The sequence below is a fragment of the Kosakonia cowanii JCM 10956 = DSM 18146 genome, from assembly GCF_001975225.1.
Taxonomy (GTDB): Bacteria; Pseudomonadota; Gammaproteobacteria; order Enterobacterales; family Enterobacteriaceae; genus Kosakonia; species Kosakonia cowanii.
In genome coordinates, this window is the sequence record NZ_CP019445.1 from 1,739,688 (window position 1) to 1,753,735 (window position 14,048).

The following is a 14,048-nucleotide window of genomic DNA, read 5'->3' on the forward strand; positions in this document are numbered from 1 at the left end:
GAGATAGTTAGCAGGCGCAGGGTTTCACCTGCGGGTAAACGCCTCAGCTATGCGTTAATTGAGCGCAGCATCACATTATATGGTGCGCGGTTCGCCACATTAGAGGGCGCGAAAAGCCCTGCATTTTGTGCGTCATCGCCCATAAAACTGCCCTCTTCTCTGCGAGAATTAGCCTAATCATCATGGAAAGGGATTCGATCATGAGTGAGATAGCGTTAATGGTCAGCATGCTGGCGCTGGTGGCAGTGGTTGGGCTGTGGATCGGCAACATCAAAATACGCGGCATCGGCTTTGGCATTGGCGGCGTGCTGTTTGGCGGGATTATTGTCGGCCACATCGCCGATCGGCTGGGGATTACCTTAAGCGGCCCGATGCTGCTGTTTGTGCAGGAGCTCGGCCTGATCCTCTTCGTCTACACCATTGGCATCCAGGTCGGGCCTGGGTTCTTCGCCTCGCTGCGCGTCTCGGGGCTGCGCCTCAACCTCTTCGCCATCTTGATTGTGCTGCTGGGCGGCCTGGTCACGGCGATCCTGCATAAACTCTTCGCCATTCCGCTGCCGGTGGTGCTCGGTATCTTCTCTGGCGCGGTAACCAACACGCCCGCCCTGGGTGCCGGGCAGCAGATCCTGCGCGATTTGGGCCTGCCCGCCGAACAGCTGGATGTAATGGGCACCAGCTATGCGATGGCCTACCCGTTCGGTATCTGCGGCATTTTGCTGAGCATGTGGCTGCTGCGGGTGCTGTTTCGCGTCAATGTGGATGAGGAGGCCCGCAAGCACGACGCCACCCTCAATAGCGGCGTCTCGCATATTCGCACCATCAATGTTCGGGTGGAAAACAGCAACCTCAACAATATGGCGATTCAGGATGTGCCGCTACTCAACAGCGACAAAATCATCTGTTCACGGCTGAAACGGGACGAGCTGCTGATGGTGCCCTCGCCCACCACGGTAATTCAGGCGGGCGATCTGCTGCACCTGGTCGGCCTGCCGCGCGATCTGCATAACGCCCAGGTGGTGATTGGCAAAGAGGTGGAGACCTCGCTCTCAACGCGCGGCACCGATCTGCGCGTTGAGCGGGTGGTGGTGACCAACGAAAAAGTGCTGGGGAAAAAGATCCGCGACCTGCAACTGAAAGAGCGCTACGACGTGGTGATTTCACGCCTCAATCGCGCCGGGGTGGAGCTGGTGGCCAGCTCCGACGCCAGCCTGCAGTTTGGCGATATCCTCAATCTGGTTGGCCGACCGGCGGCGATTGAGGCCGTAGCCAGCGAAGTGGGCAACGCGCAGCAGAAATTACAGCAGGTGCAGATGCTGCCGGTGTTTATCGGTATCGGTCTCGGCGTGCTGCTCGGCTCGGTGCCGCTGTTTATTCCCGGCTTTCCGGTGGCCTTAAAGCTTGGTCTGGCGGGCGGGCCGCTGATTATGGCGCTGATCCTCGGGCGCATCGGCACCATCGGCAAGCTCTACTGGTTTATGCCGCCGAGCGCCAACCTGGCGCTGCGTGAGCTTGGCATTGTGCTGTTTCTGGCCGTTGTCGGCTTGAAGTCCGGCGGTGATTTCTTTGCCACGCTAACTCACGGCGAAGGCGTGACGTGGATGTGTTACGGCATCTTTATTACCGCCATTCCGCTGCTGACCGTCGGCGTGCTGGCGCGGATGCTCGGCAACATGAACTACTTAACCCTCTGCGGTATGCTGGCCGGGTCGATGACCGATCCACCGGCGCTGGCCTTCGCCAATAACCTGCATGCCACCAGCGGCGCGGCGGCGCTCTCCTATGCGACGGTCTATCCGCTGGTGATGTTTTTGCGCATTATTACCCCTCAACTCCTGGCGGTGCTATTTTGGGGGCTGGGCCAGGCGTTTTAGCCTGGCGAACGGCCTGCTTTATAAGGAGTGTTGATGAAAATCTCCCGCGTCGGCGAAGCGCCCGATTACCGCTTTTCGCTGGCCAACGAGCGCACCTTTCTTGCCTGGATCCGCACCGCGCTGGGCTTTCTCGCCGCGGGCGTTGGCCTCGATCAGCTTGCACCGCAGTTTGCCACGCCGCTGATCCGCGAAACGCTGGCGCTGCTGCTCTGCCTCTTCGCCGGCGCGCTGGCGCTGTATGGCTATCTGCGCTGGTTGCGTAATGAGAAAGCGATGCGCTTAAAAGAGGATCTGCCCTACACCCGCACGCTGCTGCTCATCAGTGTGGCGCTGGCGGCGGTCGCCGCAGTGGTGATGGTGCTGGTGTTCTATGCCGGATAGCCGTAAAGCGCGCCGCGCTGTCGACCCTGGTTTGCAGCCGGAGCGCACCTCGCTCGCCTGGCTGCGCACGCTGTTCGGCTATGGCGCGCTGATGGCGCTGGCGGTAAAGCATAACTGGCAGCAATCGGGCACGCCGTTCTGGATCTCCCTCGCGCTGCTGGCGCTGGTGGCGGGTATTCTCTGGCGTTATACCCATCTGCGGCAGCGAATGGATGTGAACGTCGGTGACTTCGCGCTGCCCGGCAGCGTGCGTGACAAGCTGCTTATTGCCCTTGGCGTCTTCTCTCTCGCCCTGCTGTTCGCCGTTACCCATATTCGCCAGTTATGGCTTCTGCTCTGAGTGCGGGAAAAATTTATTACGCTTTGCCGCTACGCGTGCTGAGCAAAAGCATGCTAAATACATGTAATCACCCCCGATTTTCGCAAGGTCAACCGTGTTAAAGCCACTGATTGCTGTTGTTATGTTGCTGGCGGCAACCGCTGTGTATGCCGCCGATACGCCGCTGACGGCGGCGCGTTACGCGCAGCAGTTGGGCGTCGGCATGGACGTTGACTGGGCGCGCACCGAGCGCGGCATCCGCGAATTTGACCCGCTGGTGGTGCGTGATTTTTATAACGCCGGCATTCGCCATGTCCGTATTCGCGTGGCGGATAATATGACCGAAGCGCGGCTGATTCACCTGCGTAAGCTGGTCGAAGCCTGCGAAGCCTATGGCGTAACGCCGATCATCGCGTATCAGGCCGATGGCTTTAAAGCCGAGCCCAACGCAAAAACCGAAGCGCAGCTGGTGGCCTGGTGGACAACGGTCGGGCAATTTTTTGGCAGCGAGCATCCGACGCTCGGTTTTGATGTGATTTATGAACCTGCCGACAAACTGAACCGCGATCTGCCCGCCTTAAATCGCACTTACGACAATGTGGTGCGCACCCTGCATCAGATTGATGCCCAGCGCATGATCTTCATCGCCCCGCGATTGCGCGCCGCGCCTGAGGATCTCGCCTCGCTGCGGCTGCCTGCGCACAGCCAGAACTACCTGTTGGCGGAGTGGCATATCTTTCCGTGGGGGCCGCTAAAAAGTAACGGCAAATACCCGTGGACCTCCGGCACAGCGGCAGAAAAAGCGGCGATCCGCGCCCGTATCGCTGCGGCGCTGCGCTGGCAGCAAAAAACCGGTCACGCCAGTTGGGTCGGTGGCTGGGCGGTGGGTGAGTCGATAAAAAATGCGCCGACCGCCTCGCAGATGGCCTTCGCCCGTTTTATGGCGTGCGAGTTGAACCGGGCGAAAATCCCGTATGCGATTAATGCCGATACGCAATTTTATGATGGGGAAGAGGGCGCATGGCGGCCTGCGCCCGCGCCGCTGCTAAAAGAGATGATTACGCCAACCTGCGAAAAGCCCGAGCAGAAGCCGGGCCATCATGAGGTTAAACCGCCTGTTCGTGGTGGCCAGGGCGCGACGCCAGCGGCAACCAGCACAACACAATCAGCAGCCCGGCCAGCGTCATCAGCATCCCAAGGCTAAACTGGCTGTTTTGCGGCAGCTGCGCAGAGAGCCACGCCAGCCCGCCGGAACCCATATTTTGCAGGCCGCCAATCAGCGCGCCGCCGTACCGGCTAAGAAGGGGAACGGCTCCATCGCGCCGCTGGTTGCCAGCGGGAAGAGCATCCCGGCGCCGAAGAAGAAGAGCGCGGCGGGCACCACTAAGGTCCAGATAGTCATCACGCCAAGGATACCGGGGATCCACATCAGGATGCCGGCCAGAAGGCAGCTTAGCGACGCCTGCCACATCAGCGTGGTGAATCGCTTATTCTGCCGCCCGGCAAACCACGCGCCGAAAAACGCTGCCGGAATAGGCAAGATAAACAGCACGCTCACCATCATACTGTTCAGCCCCAGCACGCCGCCCATCAGCACGCCGGAGCAGGCCTCAAACACCGCGATGCCCGCCAGGCCGCCAATCAGCATCAGCAGATAACAGCTAAACGCGCCGTTACCGAGCAGGGTTTTATAGCTGGTGATCAGCCGTGAGCGCGGCGCATCTACCGGGCGCGTTTCCGGCATCCAGCGCGCCATGCTGTAGGTGACAATCACACACAGCACCAGCAGGAAGATAAAGCAGGCGCGCCAGTTCACCAGCGTGTTGAGCACGCCGCCAATCAGCGGTGCCAGCAGCGGGCTGACCAGAATACCCATATTTAACAAGCTATTGGCATGCCGAAGTTCGCTGCCCGCATAGAGATCGCGCGGTAGGGTGCGCGCCATCACGCCGCCAACGCCGGTGCCGACGCCCTGTAAGGCGCTGGCGAGGATCAGCACCAGTAAGCTGTTGGTGGTGATAGCGATAAGCGTCGCCAGCATGAAAATCGACATGCCCGCGAGGATCACCGGACGGCGTCCCACTCTGTCGGCCAGCGGGCCGTAAAAGAGTTGCGAGATGCCATAGGTCAGCAAGTAGGCCGCCATTACGCTCTGCACCGCCCCTTTACTCACCGCCAGATCGTGCGCCATATCGGCCATCGCCGGAATATAGATGGTTTGCGCCATCTGGCCGACCGCGACCAGAAGCACCAGCATCAATAACAAATTGACGTTTCTCTGCCTTTTCATATCGATGATTACTTTTCAAAAGTGAAGAATTATAGAATATATGGCTGCAATGCAGCCCAGGTTGTGGAGGAATCTACCACAAGGCGCGAGATGAGCCACCAGGTGACTAAGTAATTGGCAGAGGCTGCCAGGCAGGATTTCTAAACAATTATCGGCAACTTTTGTTGCCAGAATGATCTACGAAAGGCGCAGCAGGATCGCACCGGCGGCAATACCGCAGGCGGCGACAACGCGCACGCCCGCCACGCGCTCTTTGAGCACAAAGCAGGCTAACAGCGCGCCGAAAAGTATCGAGGTTTCGCGCAGCGCAGCCACTACCGCCAGCGGTGCTTGCGTCATCGCCCATAGCGCCAGGCCGTAGGAGCCGAGCGTACCGATACCGCCCGGCAGCCCTGATTTCCAGTTAGCAACCAGATAACGGGAAACCGCGTGGCGGCGCGCCACCATCGCCCATAGCAGCAGGCAGAAACCGTTGAGGAAGAAGGTCCAGAGGGTGTACCCGAGCGCCGTGCCGGAGAGGCGTACGCCGGTGCCATCCACCAGCGTATAGCTGGCGATAAAACAGGCGTTGAGCAGCGCCAGCCAGATCCCGGTGCGCGACTGGCTGCGCCCGTTAAATGCCATGCCGAGAATCGACAGGCAGATCACCGCAATCCCGCTCCACGCCACCGCGCTTAGGGCGTCGCCGAGAAACAGCACACTGACTAACGCTACCAGAAGCGGCGCGGTGCCGCGCATCAGCGGGTAGGTCTGGCTCATCTCTGAGACCTGGTAGGTTTTGGCGACCAGCACGGTATAAACCACCTGCAGGGCGCAGGAGAGTGCGAGGTAGGGCGCGCTGGCAAGCGCAGGCTGGGGAGAAAAAGGGAGCAATATCAGCGCAATTAGCGCGGCAAACCCGCTCACGGCGATGGCGGAATAGAGCTTATCGCTGCCCGCTTTGACGATGGCGTTCCAGCTGGCGTGAAGCAGCGCGGCGAAGAGCAGAATGCAGAAAACCGAAAGCGTCATGGCGACCTGCGCACGGGAAATGTCACCAAAATGTAACATGACCGGCGCAAGGCGCGCCAGAACGCGAATATTAAAGAGGGGCGGTTGCCCGCCCCCCTTTGGTGCGACTTGAACCTGAGTTAACGAACAAACTTCAGGACTGCTTCAAGTAGTTGCAACAAGGCAACAATGAGTTTCAGGATCAGGATAACCATCTCCGTCTGGCCCATACGCATCTCCTCAGGTAAAGGAGCACCGGCTGACTTACCTTTCCGCTGCCTGTTATCAGCCGTGTTGTTGGCGTAACGCAGTGTGCTCTCAAGGGGTTAAGGCGCTGACGGCACCACCCGTTTCAGCCAGGACTTAGCGCGCCGTAGTTGCGGCCCCCACACAGATGCGCAACATCAGTATATGTGAATACTGTATTTATATACAGTAATTATTGGTTGTTTTTGCGCCATTGAGCCATACTTAATGCGGATGGTTATGTGTAAAAATTGCGCAACCGGACGATATAGCGTATAGTTCCGCTGTTGACGTAACGCAGTGTGCTTGCGGTCACCAGCCGCAAAAAGCTGCAAAAAAAACCTCGCTCCGGCGGGGTTTTTTGTTTTCATTTCGGCAATAAGAAATGTGATCAATGGCCCACTTTGCTGCCGGTGCGTAAAAAGCAGTTGTCGGCGAATGATTCCTGTGTTTGTATAAATCTCGTTAATGACATAAAAATTGTTCACACAACAACAGGTCCCCCATGAACGCTGCCACTAAACCGATGAACCTACTAAAAACCGCGCACAACGCCGCGGTGGTCGTCGTGCGTGTGGTGGTGGTCGTCGGCAATGCGCCGTAGGGTCCGGAACAACACACGATTCCAAAACCCCGCCGGCGCAAACCGGGCGGGGTTTCTTGTTTTATCTCTCCCGGAAAGTCGGCCCAGAATAAGAAGGACTGGAGCATGGCAAGTTCGGAAAGCACTCCTCAATCCACGCGCTACACCGGCGCGCAGCTGATTGTTCATTTACTGGAACGACAGGGCATCACCACCGTTACCGGCATTCCGGGTGGCACCGTGCTGCCGCTGTACGATGCCCTGAGCCAAAGCACGCAGATTCGCCACGTGCTGGCCCGCCACGAACAGGGTGCCGGTTTTATCGCCCAGGGAATGGCACGCACGCAGGGAAAACCGGCGGTCTGTCTCGCCTGTAGCGGGCCGGGTGCGACCAATCTGGTTACCGCCATTGCCGACGCGCGCCTCGACTCCATCCCGCTGGTCTGCATTACCGGCCAGGTGCCCGCTTCAATGATCGGCACCGACGCGTTTCAGGAAGTGGACACTTACGGCATCTCTATCCCCATCACTAAACACAACTATCTGGTCCGCGACATTGCCGAACTGCCGCAGGTTATCAGCGATGCGTTTCGCATTGCGCAGTCCGGCCGTCCAGGCCCGGTGTGGATAGATATTCCTAAAGATGTGCAGACTGCGGAAATCACCTTAAGCGAGCTGCCAGAACCGGGCATTAAAGCACCGGCTCCGGCGTGGAATGCGCAGGATGTGCGCGCTGCAGCGGAGATGATCAATGCCGCGCAGCGCCCGGTGCTCTACCTGGGCGGCGGGGTGATCAATGCGCCGCAGCAAATTCGCCTGCTGGCGGAGAAAGCCAGCCTGCCGACTACCATGACGCTGATGGCGCTCGGCATGCTGCCGAAGCACCACCCGCTCTCCCTCGGCATGCTCGGTATGCACGGTGCGCGCAGCACTAACTTTATTCTGCAAGAGGCGGATCTGCTGATTGTGCTGGGTGCGCGTTTTGATGACCGGGCGATTGGCAAGACCGAGCAGTTCTGCCCGAATGCGAAGATTATTCATGTCGATATCGACCGCGCCGAGCTGGGGAAAGTGAAGCAGGCGCATGTCGCGATCCAGGGCGATGTCGGCGAAGTATTGGACGTATTGATCCCGCAGATTGAGGCGAGCGCGCGCCACGCCTGGCGCAACACCGTCGAACAGCTGCAAGCGGAGTTCCCCTCCTCCATTGCGCAGAACAGCGATCCCTTAAGCCACTACGGGCTGATTAACGCGGTGGCAGCCTGCGTTGATGATGAGGCGATTATCACCACCGACGTCGGGCAGCATCAGATGTGGACGGCGCAGGCTTATCCGTTCAATCGACCGCGCCAGTGGCTCACCTCCGGCGGCCTCGGTACCATGGGCTTTGGCCTGCCGACGGCGATCGGCGCGGCGCTGGCGAACCCGGAGCGGAAGGTGATCTGCTTCTCCGGCGACGGCAGCCTGATGATGAATATTCAGGAGATGGCGACGGCGGCGGAAAACAATCTCGATGTCAAAATCATCCTGATGAATAACGAGGCGCTGGGGCTGGTGCATCAGCAGCAGAGCCTGTTCTACAAATCCGGCGTCTTTGCCGCGACCTATCCGGGCATGGTTAACTTTGTGCAGATTGCCGCCGGGTTTGGCCTGCATACCTGCGATTTAAACGCCGTCGCCGATCCGCAGGCCGCGTTGCAGGAGATTATTGACCGCCCAGGACCTGCGCTGGTGCATGTGCGCATCGATCCGCAACAGAAAGTCTACCCGATGGTGCCGCCGGGCGCGGCGAATACAGAAATGGTGGGGGAATAAGCCATGCAGAGCACTGATAACGTCATTCTTGAACTCACCGTGCGTAACCACCCGGGCGTAATGACCCACGTCTGCGGGCTATTTGCCCGGCGGGCATTCAACGTGGAGGGCATTCTCTGCCTGCCGCTCCAAAACGGCGAGCAGAGCCGCATCTGGCTCCAGGTCGCCAACGATCAGCGGCTGGAGCAGATGATAAGCCAGATCGACAAGCTGGAAGATGTGGTGCAGATCATCCGTCACCAGAGCGATCCCGGCGTGTTCAATAAGCTGGGGCTCTTTTTTGAGTAAGCGCTAAAGCGGCACGCCGCCCGTTAAGGCGGCGCGCTACGCCCTATTTTTTGCGCGGCAGCGGAGTGCTGAGGTAGTAGCGCGACTTCTTATTGGTTCTCACGCCGACGACCACAAGTACTACGATGAACAGGATATAACCGATATAAGACATTACTCATCCTCCAGTACGCCAAGCTTGCCCAGTAATTCTACTTGCCACTCGGGTGCCCGCTTCTTATCGCGCTTCGCCAGGAAGCGAACCACTAAAAAGTTGACGTAGCGCGATTCGAAGAACTGCTGCATTTTTTGGTAGTGCTCGTCCGGCCAAAGCTCGATGGCGTAGTTGATCCAGCGGATAAACAGCCAGACATTTTTACGCATACCGCCGCGTTGATTCAGCACGCCAAACGCGTAGAGATAGGCGATATAGGCCAGCTTCTCCTCTTCAACACGCGACTCAAGCAGCACCTCCGCACACACTTTTTCCACCGCCAGCCGCTGATGCTCCACATCGCGCGACCAGAAGAGCGCACAGGCATAATCATAATGCGCCAGCGCGTGGCCTCTGCGGGTCGCTTCTTCTAACAGCTTCAGGCGCTCGGGCTGGGCCTCTCTTCCGTGCTGCGCTTCCAGAATGCGGCTTTTGCGGAACAGTGCTTCCGGCGAGCGGTTCTGGCAGGCGCGATCAAGCGCTACGGCCGCCGACTCTGCGGATGGCGTAATCAGCAAATTGGTCGCGGCAACCGGTGCCAGGCCACTATGGATGTCGCTTAACAGCAGCAGGGCGGGGATCACGTCATGTTCGGCGAGCAGCGTTAAAAAGCCCTGCGCCTGCGCTTTCTGCTGGAAGAAGCAGAGACGGTTGAGCAGCACGTTGAGCTTGTCCGGCCCGATGCGATCGTCCGTCTGCTTCAGGCGCGCAAGCCACGGCTCTGCCGGGCCAGGAAGATGAACACCCTCCAGCGTCTGCAAACGCAGATAGGCGCTCAGCAGCAGTTCGGCGTCGTTTTCGCAGCGCGCGCCGGTCAGCGCGATATAGCGCGGGAAGAGCCCCTTCTCATCTTGCAGCGCGTACTCTTTATGGCACAGCACCGACAGCAGCCAGAAGAGCAATGCCCCTTCCTGGGCAAACAGCAGCCGGACTGAGCCGTGGTTGAGCATAAACTCAATGCTCTCATAAATGCGCCGCGCGAAGAGCGGGCTATGGGCGTAGAAGGTGTAATCGTCGTCCAGCAGGAAGTGGACGTAGGTGTCCAGGCAGGTGAGGTGCAGCGCCGCCTTATCTTCCGGCTCCATCGGCAGGGCCAGCATCTGCTGGAACTCTTCATCGAACGCGCCGATCGCTTTGCCGCTGTGCTTATCGGGCCAGTGCTCGGGGTTGCCGAGCTTATCCAGCCACTTCACGCTGTAGAGTTTGTTGCGCTTAAGGTCCGGCAGCACGGTGCAGTAGTTGCTGGCTAAAAAGTTGTCGATGGCGACATGCTCATCATCGCCGTACCAGCGCGGGTAGAGGTAATAGATAAACTGCTCGCGCACCGGCATGCTTTGCGGGTCGCACTCCAGCGCGCGGTTGAGCCAGTAAAGCGGCGGCATCTCCGCTTCCTGCTCATCGGCCACGGGCAGACCGGTGTAAATTGGCTCACTGGAGAGCGGTAAACCGCCTTTTTCGCGGGCAAAGGCCAGCGCCGCGTCTGAATAAGCGCTCAGATCGAGCACTATCGGCTGATGCGGCTCCTCGAACCACGCGGGTTGGTTAAAGTGCCCGCTCGCCGTTAGCAGTAGGTAATAGAGATAAGGCGTCTGGTTATTCAGGGAGATCGCCTTCGCCGCCCAGTAAAAGAGCAGATCGCTGCTGATGCGGGCGCGGCTCCACTGGGTGGCCGTCACCCGGTCAGCGTAGTGGCCGCCGCGCGCGTCGCCGGCGATGTTAAGCCAGCGCTGAGCCAGCATCGCACAGGGGTAATGGGCCTGCGGCTGCTGCTGATGCCAGGCGGTCAGCAGTTCGACGATCTTCTCTTCGCTATACAACTGCGGGGTAAAGAGAAAGGTGTACTGGCTGATGATGGGAAAAAATGCATCATCGCGATCCTGCTGCCAGCGCGCCTCGGCGGCCGCATAGTAGCGAGTAAGGGCTTCAAACTCCCCGGCGTGCATCAAATCGCGCAACTGCTGGCGGACAGAAAAAATCTCATCCAGTGAAATCATGGTGCCTCATAAGGGAGATGTGAAAAAAATGTTGCCCATTGTCCCGAAAAAAGCCGGCAAGAACAAACCCCTGATTTAGGTGTTTGAGCGCACTTAGCGCTGTTAGTCGACGCCGCTTTGCCCGTATGATGAGCCTCTTTTCGCTGCGGGAGAACGTATGATCTGGTTGATGTTGGCCACGCTGGTGGTGGTCTTTGTGATTGGTTTTCGGGTGTTAACCTCCGATTCCCGCCGTGCGATCCGCCGTCTTACCGACCGGCTTAATATTCAACCCGTGCCGGTGGAGTCGATGATTGATCAGATGGGCAAAACTGCGGGCAATGAATTTCTGCGCTATTTAGCGCGTCCCGATGAAGCGCACCTGCAAAACGCGGCGCAACTGCTGCTGATCTGGCAAGTGGCGATTGTCGATAGCGGCGAGCAAAATTTTCACTACTGGCACCGGCTGATGCAGAAAGCGCGGCTTGCGGCACCGATCACCGATGCGCAATTACGCCTGGCGCTCGGCTTTCTGCGTGAAATCGATCCGGATAAAGCCGAACTGAGCAATTTCCAGATGCGCTACAACGCGCTTTTCGCACCGGAAGAGGGCGTCTATTGGCTGCACTGATAGCGATGCTGAAGAGTTGCCGAATTGTTAATTGCGTCACACTTTATGAATGTTACACTGCGCGACTTTCACGTTTAACAATTAAGCAGGTAATCAATGAGTGAGCAAAGTATGGCGCAATCTTCAGCCGATCCGGTCACGCGGCCGAACTGGTCCGCCGTTTTCGCCGTGGCCTTCTGTGTAGCATGCTTGATCACCGTTGAGTTTCTGCCGGTCAGCCTGCTGACGCCGATGGCGCTGGACCTGGGCGTCTCCGAAGGGCTTGCCGGGCAAACCGTCACCGTGACCGCTTTTGTGGCGATGTTCGCCAGCCTGTTTATTACCAGCATTATTCGCACCACCGACCGCCGCTATGTGGTGTTCGCCTTTGCGCTGCTGCTGACCCTCTCCTGCCTGCTGGTCTCGTTTGCCACCAGTTTTACCCTGCTGTTAGTCGGGCGTGCCTGCCTCGGGCTGGCGCTTGGCGGCTTCTGGGCGATGTCCGCCTCGCTGACCATGCGTTTAGTGCCGATGCGCACGGTGCCGAAAGCGCTGTCGGTCATCTTTGGCGCGGTGTCGATTGCGCTGGTGATTGCCGCGCCGCTGGGCAGTTTTCTTGGCGGGATTATCGGCTGGCGTAACGTCTTTAACGGCGCAGCGCTGATGGGCGTGGCCTGCATTATCTGGGTGTGGATGGCGCTGCCGTCGCTGCCAGGCCAGACCGAGCAGCATCAGAATATGTTTGGCCTGCTGAAACGCCCCGGCGTTGCGGCGGGAATGCTGGCGATTTTCATGGTCTTCGCTGGCCAGTTCTCCTTCTTCACCTACATTCGCCCGGTCTATACGACCCTTGCCGGTTTCAGCGTCGATGGGCTGACGCTGGTGCTGCTCAGTTTTGGTATCGCCAGTTTCGTCGGCACCTCATTCTCGTCGGTGGTGATGAAGCGCTCGGTAAAAATGACGTTGGCCCTTGCGCCGCTGACGCTGGCGATAAGCGCGCTGGTGCTGATTTTGTGGGGCAGCGATAAAGTGGTGGCGGCGGGGATCGCCATTGTCTGGGGGCTGGGCTTCGCCCTGATTCCGGTGGGCTGGTCAACGTGGATCACCCGTACCCTTGCCGACCAGGCGGAGAAAGCCGGTTCAATTCAGGTGGCGGTTATTCAATTGGCGAATACCTGCGGCGCGGCGATTGGCGGCTTCGCCCTCGATCATTACGGCCTGCTCTCGCCGTTGATGCTCTCCGGCGGCCTGATGCTGCTCACCGCGCTGCTGGTGGCAGCAAAAGTGAAGGTCAGAGCCTAAATCTCAAAATGCCGGGTGGCGCTGCGCTTACCCGGCCTACAATTCGCGCAGGCCCGATAAGGCGCAGCCGCCATCGTGCTTTATGCCGGGTGGCGCTCTGCTTACCCGGCCTACAATTCGCGTAGGCCCGATAAGGCGTAGCCGCCATCGGGCAATGTGCCGGGAGGCGCTCCGCTTACCCGGCCAACAATTCGCGTAGGCCCGATAAGGCGCAGCCGCCATCGGGCAATGTGCCGATATTGGTTATGCGGCGCGCACCTTGCGGCGTGAATCCAGCGCGATGAGCAACACCGATGAGACAATCAACAGCGTGCCGAGCCAGTCCGGCAATGTGAACACCACCCCGAGCAGCGCCACCGAAAGCAGGGCGCTACTGAGCGGTTCGGCGCAGCTTAAGATGCTCGCTTTCGAGCCGCCAATCATCTGCGCGCCCTTCAAATAGAGGCTAAAAGTCACCGCCGTACCAATCACCACCAGGTAGAAAAAGGCCATCAACAGCGCGCCGTCGATGACAAAATCACTCCCCTGCCCGGCATAGAACGGCGTCAGCATTAACCCCGCCAGCAACATACTCCAGCCGACAATCGGCAGCGTGCCGTAACGGGCAATCAGCGCCGAAGGGTACGTGGTGTAAAACGCGGCAGAAAAGGCGGAAATAATCCCCCACACCAGCGCGCCGGAGGAGATGGAGAGCGAGGTAAGATTACCGTGCGTCACCAGCAGGAAGGTGCCGATTAACGAGGTCATGATCGCCGCTGAGACCAGCAGCGTCGGGCGCGCTTTGCGTACCAGCGCAAACCACGCGACGATAATCGTCGGCGAGAGGAATTGCAGCACCGTGGCGGTGGCGGCGTTTGATTTCTCGATGGTCACCAGGAAGCTCAGCTGCACCACCATCGCGCCAAACAGCGAGAAGAAGAGCAGGCTCAGCGCGTCTTTACGGTTTTTCAGAATGGTAAAAATCTTGTCGCCGTGGACAAACGACAGCGTAAGCAGGATCACGCCGGTAAACAGCAGACGCGTCATGGTCAGCCACTGCGCAGAGATGGCGCTCTTCTCCATAATAAACTGCGCACATACGCCGGAACTGCCCCACAGCACTGCCGCTGCGAGCACGCAGAGCATCCCTTTTTTCGTCGAACTCATCGCTAACCCGTTGATAACTTATTAACAGGTTAAGAAGCATA

The 14,048-nt window shown here is 58.9% G+C and carries 14 protein-coding genes and 1 pseudogene; 9 read left to right on the forward strand and 6 right to left on the reverse strand.

The genetic code is table 11. The features are described 5' to 3' along the window. Positions 1-200 precede the first annotated feature (200 nt). The 4 genes from BWI95_RS08055 (at position 201) to BWI95_RS08070 (ending at position 3,775) form a co-directional block, all read left to right on the forward strand. Positions 201-1,871, forward strand: coding sequence for a putative transporter (locus BWI95_RS08055; RefSeq protein ID WP_054803544.1), 1,671 nt, complete (start codon positions 201-203; stop codon positions 1,869-1,871). A gap of 33 nt (positions 1,872-1,904) precedes the next feature. Further along, positions 1,905-2,252, forward strand: a complete 348-nt coding sequence (locus BWI95_RS08060) for a YidH family protein (protein WP_042715102.1) — start codon at positions 1,905-1,907, stop codon at positions 2,250-2,252. After that, complete coding sequence (locus tag BWI95_RS08065; RefSeq protein WP_054803545.1) at positions 2,242-2,592, forward strand: DUF202 domain-containing protein; 351 nt, start codon at positions 2,242-2,244, stop codon at positions 2,590-2,592. Before BWI95_RS08060 ends, BWI95_RS08065 begins: the two co-directional genes overlap by 11 nt. Before the next feature lie 94 nt (positions 2,593-2,686). Next, entirely contained in the window at positions 2,687-3,775 is a 1,089-nt protein-coding gene (locus BWI95_RS08070) for a cellulase family glycosylhydrolase (protein ID WP_208864607.1), read from the forward strand. Here BWI95_RS08070 and emrD read toward each other — a convergent pair. From emrD to BWI95_RS23610, 4 genes and pseudogenes are all read right to left on the reverse strand, one after another. After that, positions 3,678-4,861 (reverse strand): annotated as a pseudogene (gene emrD, locus BWI95_RS08075) (multidrug efflux MFS transporter EmrD). The gene BWI95_RS08070 and the pseudogene emrD overlap by 98 nt on opposite strands. A 177-nt stretch (positions 4,862-5,038) precedes the next feature. After that, a complete protein-coding gene (locus tag BWI95_RS08080; protein WP_054803557.1) occupies positions 5,039-5,872 on the reverse strand; it encodes a DMT family transporter in 834 nt (277 codons plus the stop codon). Positions 5,873-5,991: 119 nt separating this feature from the next. Then, complete coding sequence (tisB, locus tag BWI95_RS24010) at positions 5,992-6,087, reverse strand: type I toxin-antitoxin system toxin TisB (RefSeq protein ID WP_076769296.1); 96 nt, start codon at positions 6,085-6,087, stop codon at positions 5,992-5,994. Positions 6,088-6,255: 168 nt separating this feature from the next. Next, positions 6,256-6,585: a hypothetical protein gene (locus BWI95_RS23610; RefSeq protein WP_156884899.1), complete on the reverse strand. Its 330-nt coding sequence runs from the start codon at positions 6,583-6,585 to the stop codon at positions 6,256-6,258. A gap of 17 nt (positions 6,586-6,602) precedes the next feature. Here BWI95_RS23610 and ivbL point away from each other — a divergent pair, with 17 nt between their 5' ends. From ivbL to ilvN, 3 genes are all read left to right on the forward strand, one after another. Then, on the forward strand, positions 6,603-6,701 hold the full coding sequence (gene ivbL, locus BWI95_RS23275) for an ilvB operon leader peptide IvbL (RefSeq protein ID WP_124966939.1): 99 nt from the start codon (positions 6,603-6,605) through the stop codon (positions 6,699-6,701). A gap of 105 nt (positions 6,702-6,806) precedes the next feature. Further along, complete coding sequence (ilvB, locus tag BWI95_RS08095; RefSeq protein WP_076769297.1) at positions 6,807-8,495, forward strand: acetolactate synthase large subunit; 1,689 nt, start codon at positions 6,807-6,809, stop codon at positions 8,493-8,495. Positions 8,496-8,498: 3 nt separating this feature from the next. Further along, the gene (ilvN, locus tag BWI95_RS08100; protein ID WP_076769298.1) at positions 8,499-8,783 is read left to right on the forward strand and encodes an acetolactate synthase small subunit; all 285 of its coding nucleotides are present in this window, start codon (positions 8,499-8,501) and stop codon (positions 8,781-8,783) included. A 153-nt stretch (positions 8,784-8,936) separates the two neighbouring features. On the opposite strand, the gene BWI95_RS08105 is transcribed toward ilvN, so the two are convergent. After that, the gene (locus tag BWI95_RS08105) at positions 8,937-10,970 is read right to left on the reverse strand and encodes a DUF4034 domain-containing protein (protein ID WP_076769299.1); all 2,034 of its coding nucleotides are present in this window, start codon (positions 10,968-10,970) and stop codon (positions 8,937-8,939) included. Between the two features lie 157 nt (positions 10,971-11,127). On the opposite strand from BWI95_RS08105, the gene BWI95_RS08110 reads away from it, so the two are divergent. Together BWI95_RS08110 and nepI are read left to right on the forward strand one after the other, a co-directional pair. After that, on the forward strand, positions 11,128-11,580 hold the full coding sequence (locus tag BWI95_RS08110) for a DUF1198 domain-containing protein (protein ID WP_054803550.1): 453 nt from the start codon (positions 11,128-11,130) through the stop codon (positions 11,578-11,580). 96 nt (positions 11,581-11,676) lie between these two features. Further along, positions 11,677-12,861, forward strand: coding sequence for a purine ribonucleoside efflux pump NepI (nepI, locus tag BWI95_RS08115; RefSeq protein WP_042715086.1), 1,185 nt, complete (start codon positions 11,677-11,679; stop codon positions 12,859-12,861). 243 nt (positions 12,862-13,104) lie between these two features. Here nepI and BWI95_RS08120 read toward each other — a convergent pair whose 3' ends face one another. Beyond that, on the reverse strand, positions 13,105-14,007 hold the full coding sequence (locus BWI95_RS08120) for an EamA family transporter (protein ID WP_042715084.1): 903 nt from the start codon (positions 14,005-14,007) through the stop codon (positions 13,105-13,107). Positions 14,008-14,048: the final 41 nt, after the last annotated feature.

What these genes read in the sequence shown, in the direction of transcription:
- BWI95_RS08055 (WP_054803544.1), top strand. Translation starts at nt 201, where the DNA reads ATGAGTGAGATAGCGTTAATGGTCAGCATGCTGGCGCTGGTGGCAGTG.
- BWI95_RS08060 (WP_042715102.1), top strand. Translation starts at nt 1,905, where the DNA reads ATGAAAATCTCCCGCGTCGGCGAAGCGCCCGATTACCGCTTTTCGCTG.
- BWI95_RS08065 (WP_054803545.1), top strand. Translation starts at nt 2,242, where the DNA reads ATGCCGGATAGCCGTAAAGCGCGCCGCGCTGTCGACCCTGGTTTGCAG.
- BWI95_RS08080 (WP_054803557.1), bottom strand. Translation starts at nt 5,872, where the DNA reads ATGACGCTTTCGGTTTTCTGCATTCTGCTCTTCGCCGCGCTGCTTCAC.
- tisB (WP_076769296.1), bottom strand. Translation starts at nt 6,087, where the DNA reads ATGCGTATGGGCCAGACGGAGATGGTTATCCTGATCCTGAAACTCATT.
- ivbL (WP_124966939.1), top strand. Translation starts at nt 6,603, where the DNA reads ATGAACGCTGCCACTAAACCGATGAACCTACTAAAAACCGCGCACAAC.
- ilvB (WP_076769297.1), top strand. Translation starts at nt 6,807, where the DNA reads ATGGCAAGTTCGGAAAGCACTCCTCAATCCACGCGCTACACCGGCGCG.
- ilvN (WP_076769298.1), top strand. Translation starts at nt 8,499, where the DNA reads ATGCAGAGCACTGATAACGTCATTCTTGAACTCACCGTGCGTAACCAC.
- BWI95_RS08105 (WP_076769299.1), bottom strand. Translation starts at nt 10,970, where the DNA reads ATGATTTCACTGGATGAGATTTTTTCTGTCCGCCAGCAGTTGCGCGAT.
- BWI95_RS08110 (WP_054803550.1), top strand. Translation starts at nt 11,128, where the DNA reads ATGATCTGGTTGATGTTGGCCACGCTGGTGGTGGTCTTTGTGATTGGT.
- nepI (WP_042715086.1), top strand. Translation starts at nt 11,677, where the DNA reads ATGAGTGAGCAAAGTATGGCGCAATCTTCAGCCGATCCGGTCACGCGG.
- BWI95_RS08120 (WP_042715084.1), bottom strand. Translation starts at nt 14,007, where the DNA reads ATGAGTTCGACGAAAAAAGGGATGCTCTGCGTGCTCGCAGCGGCAGTG.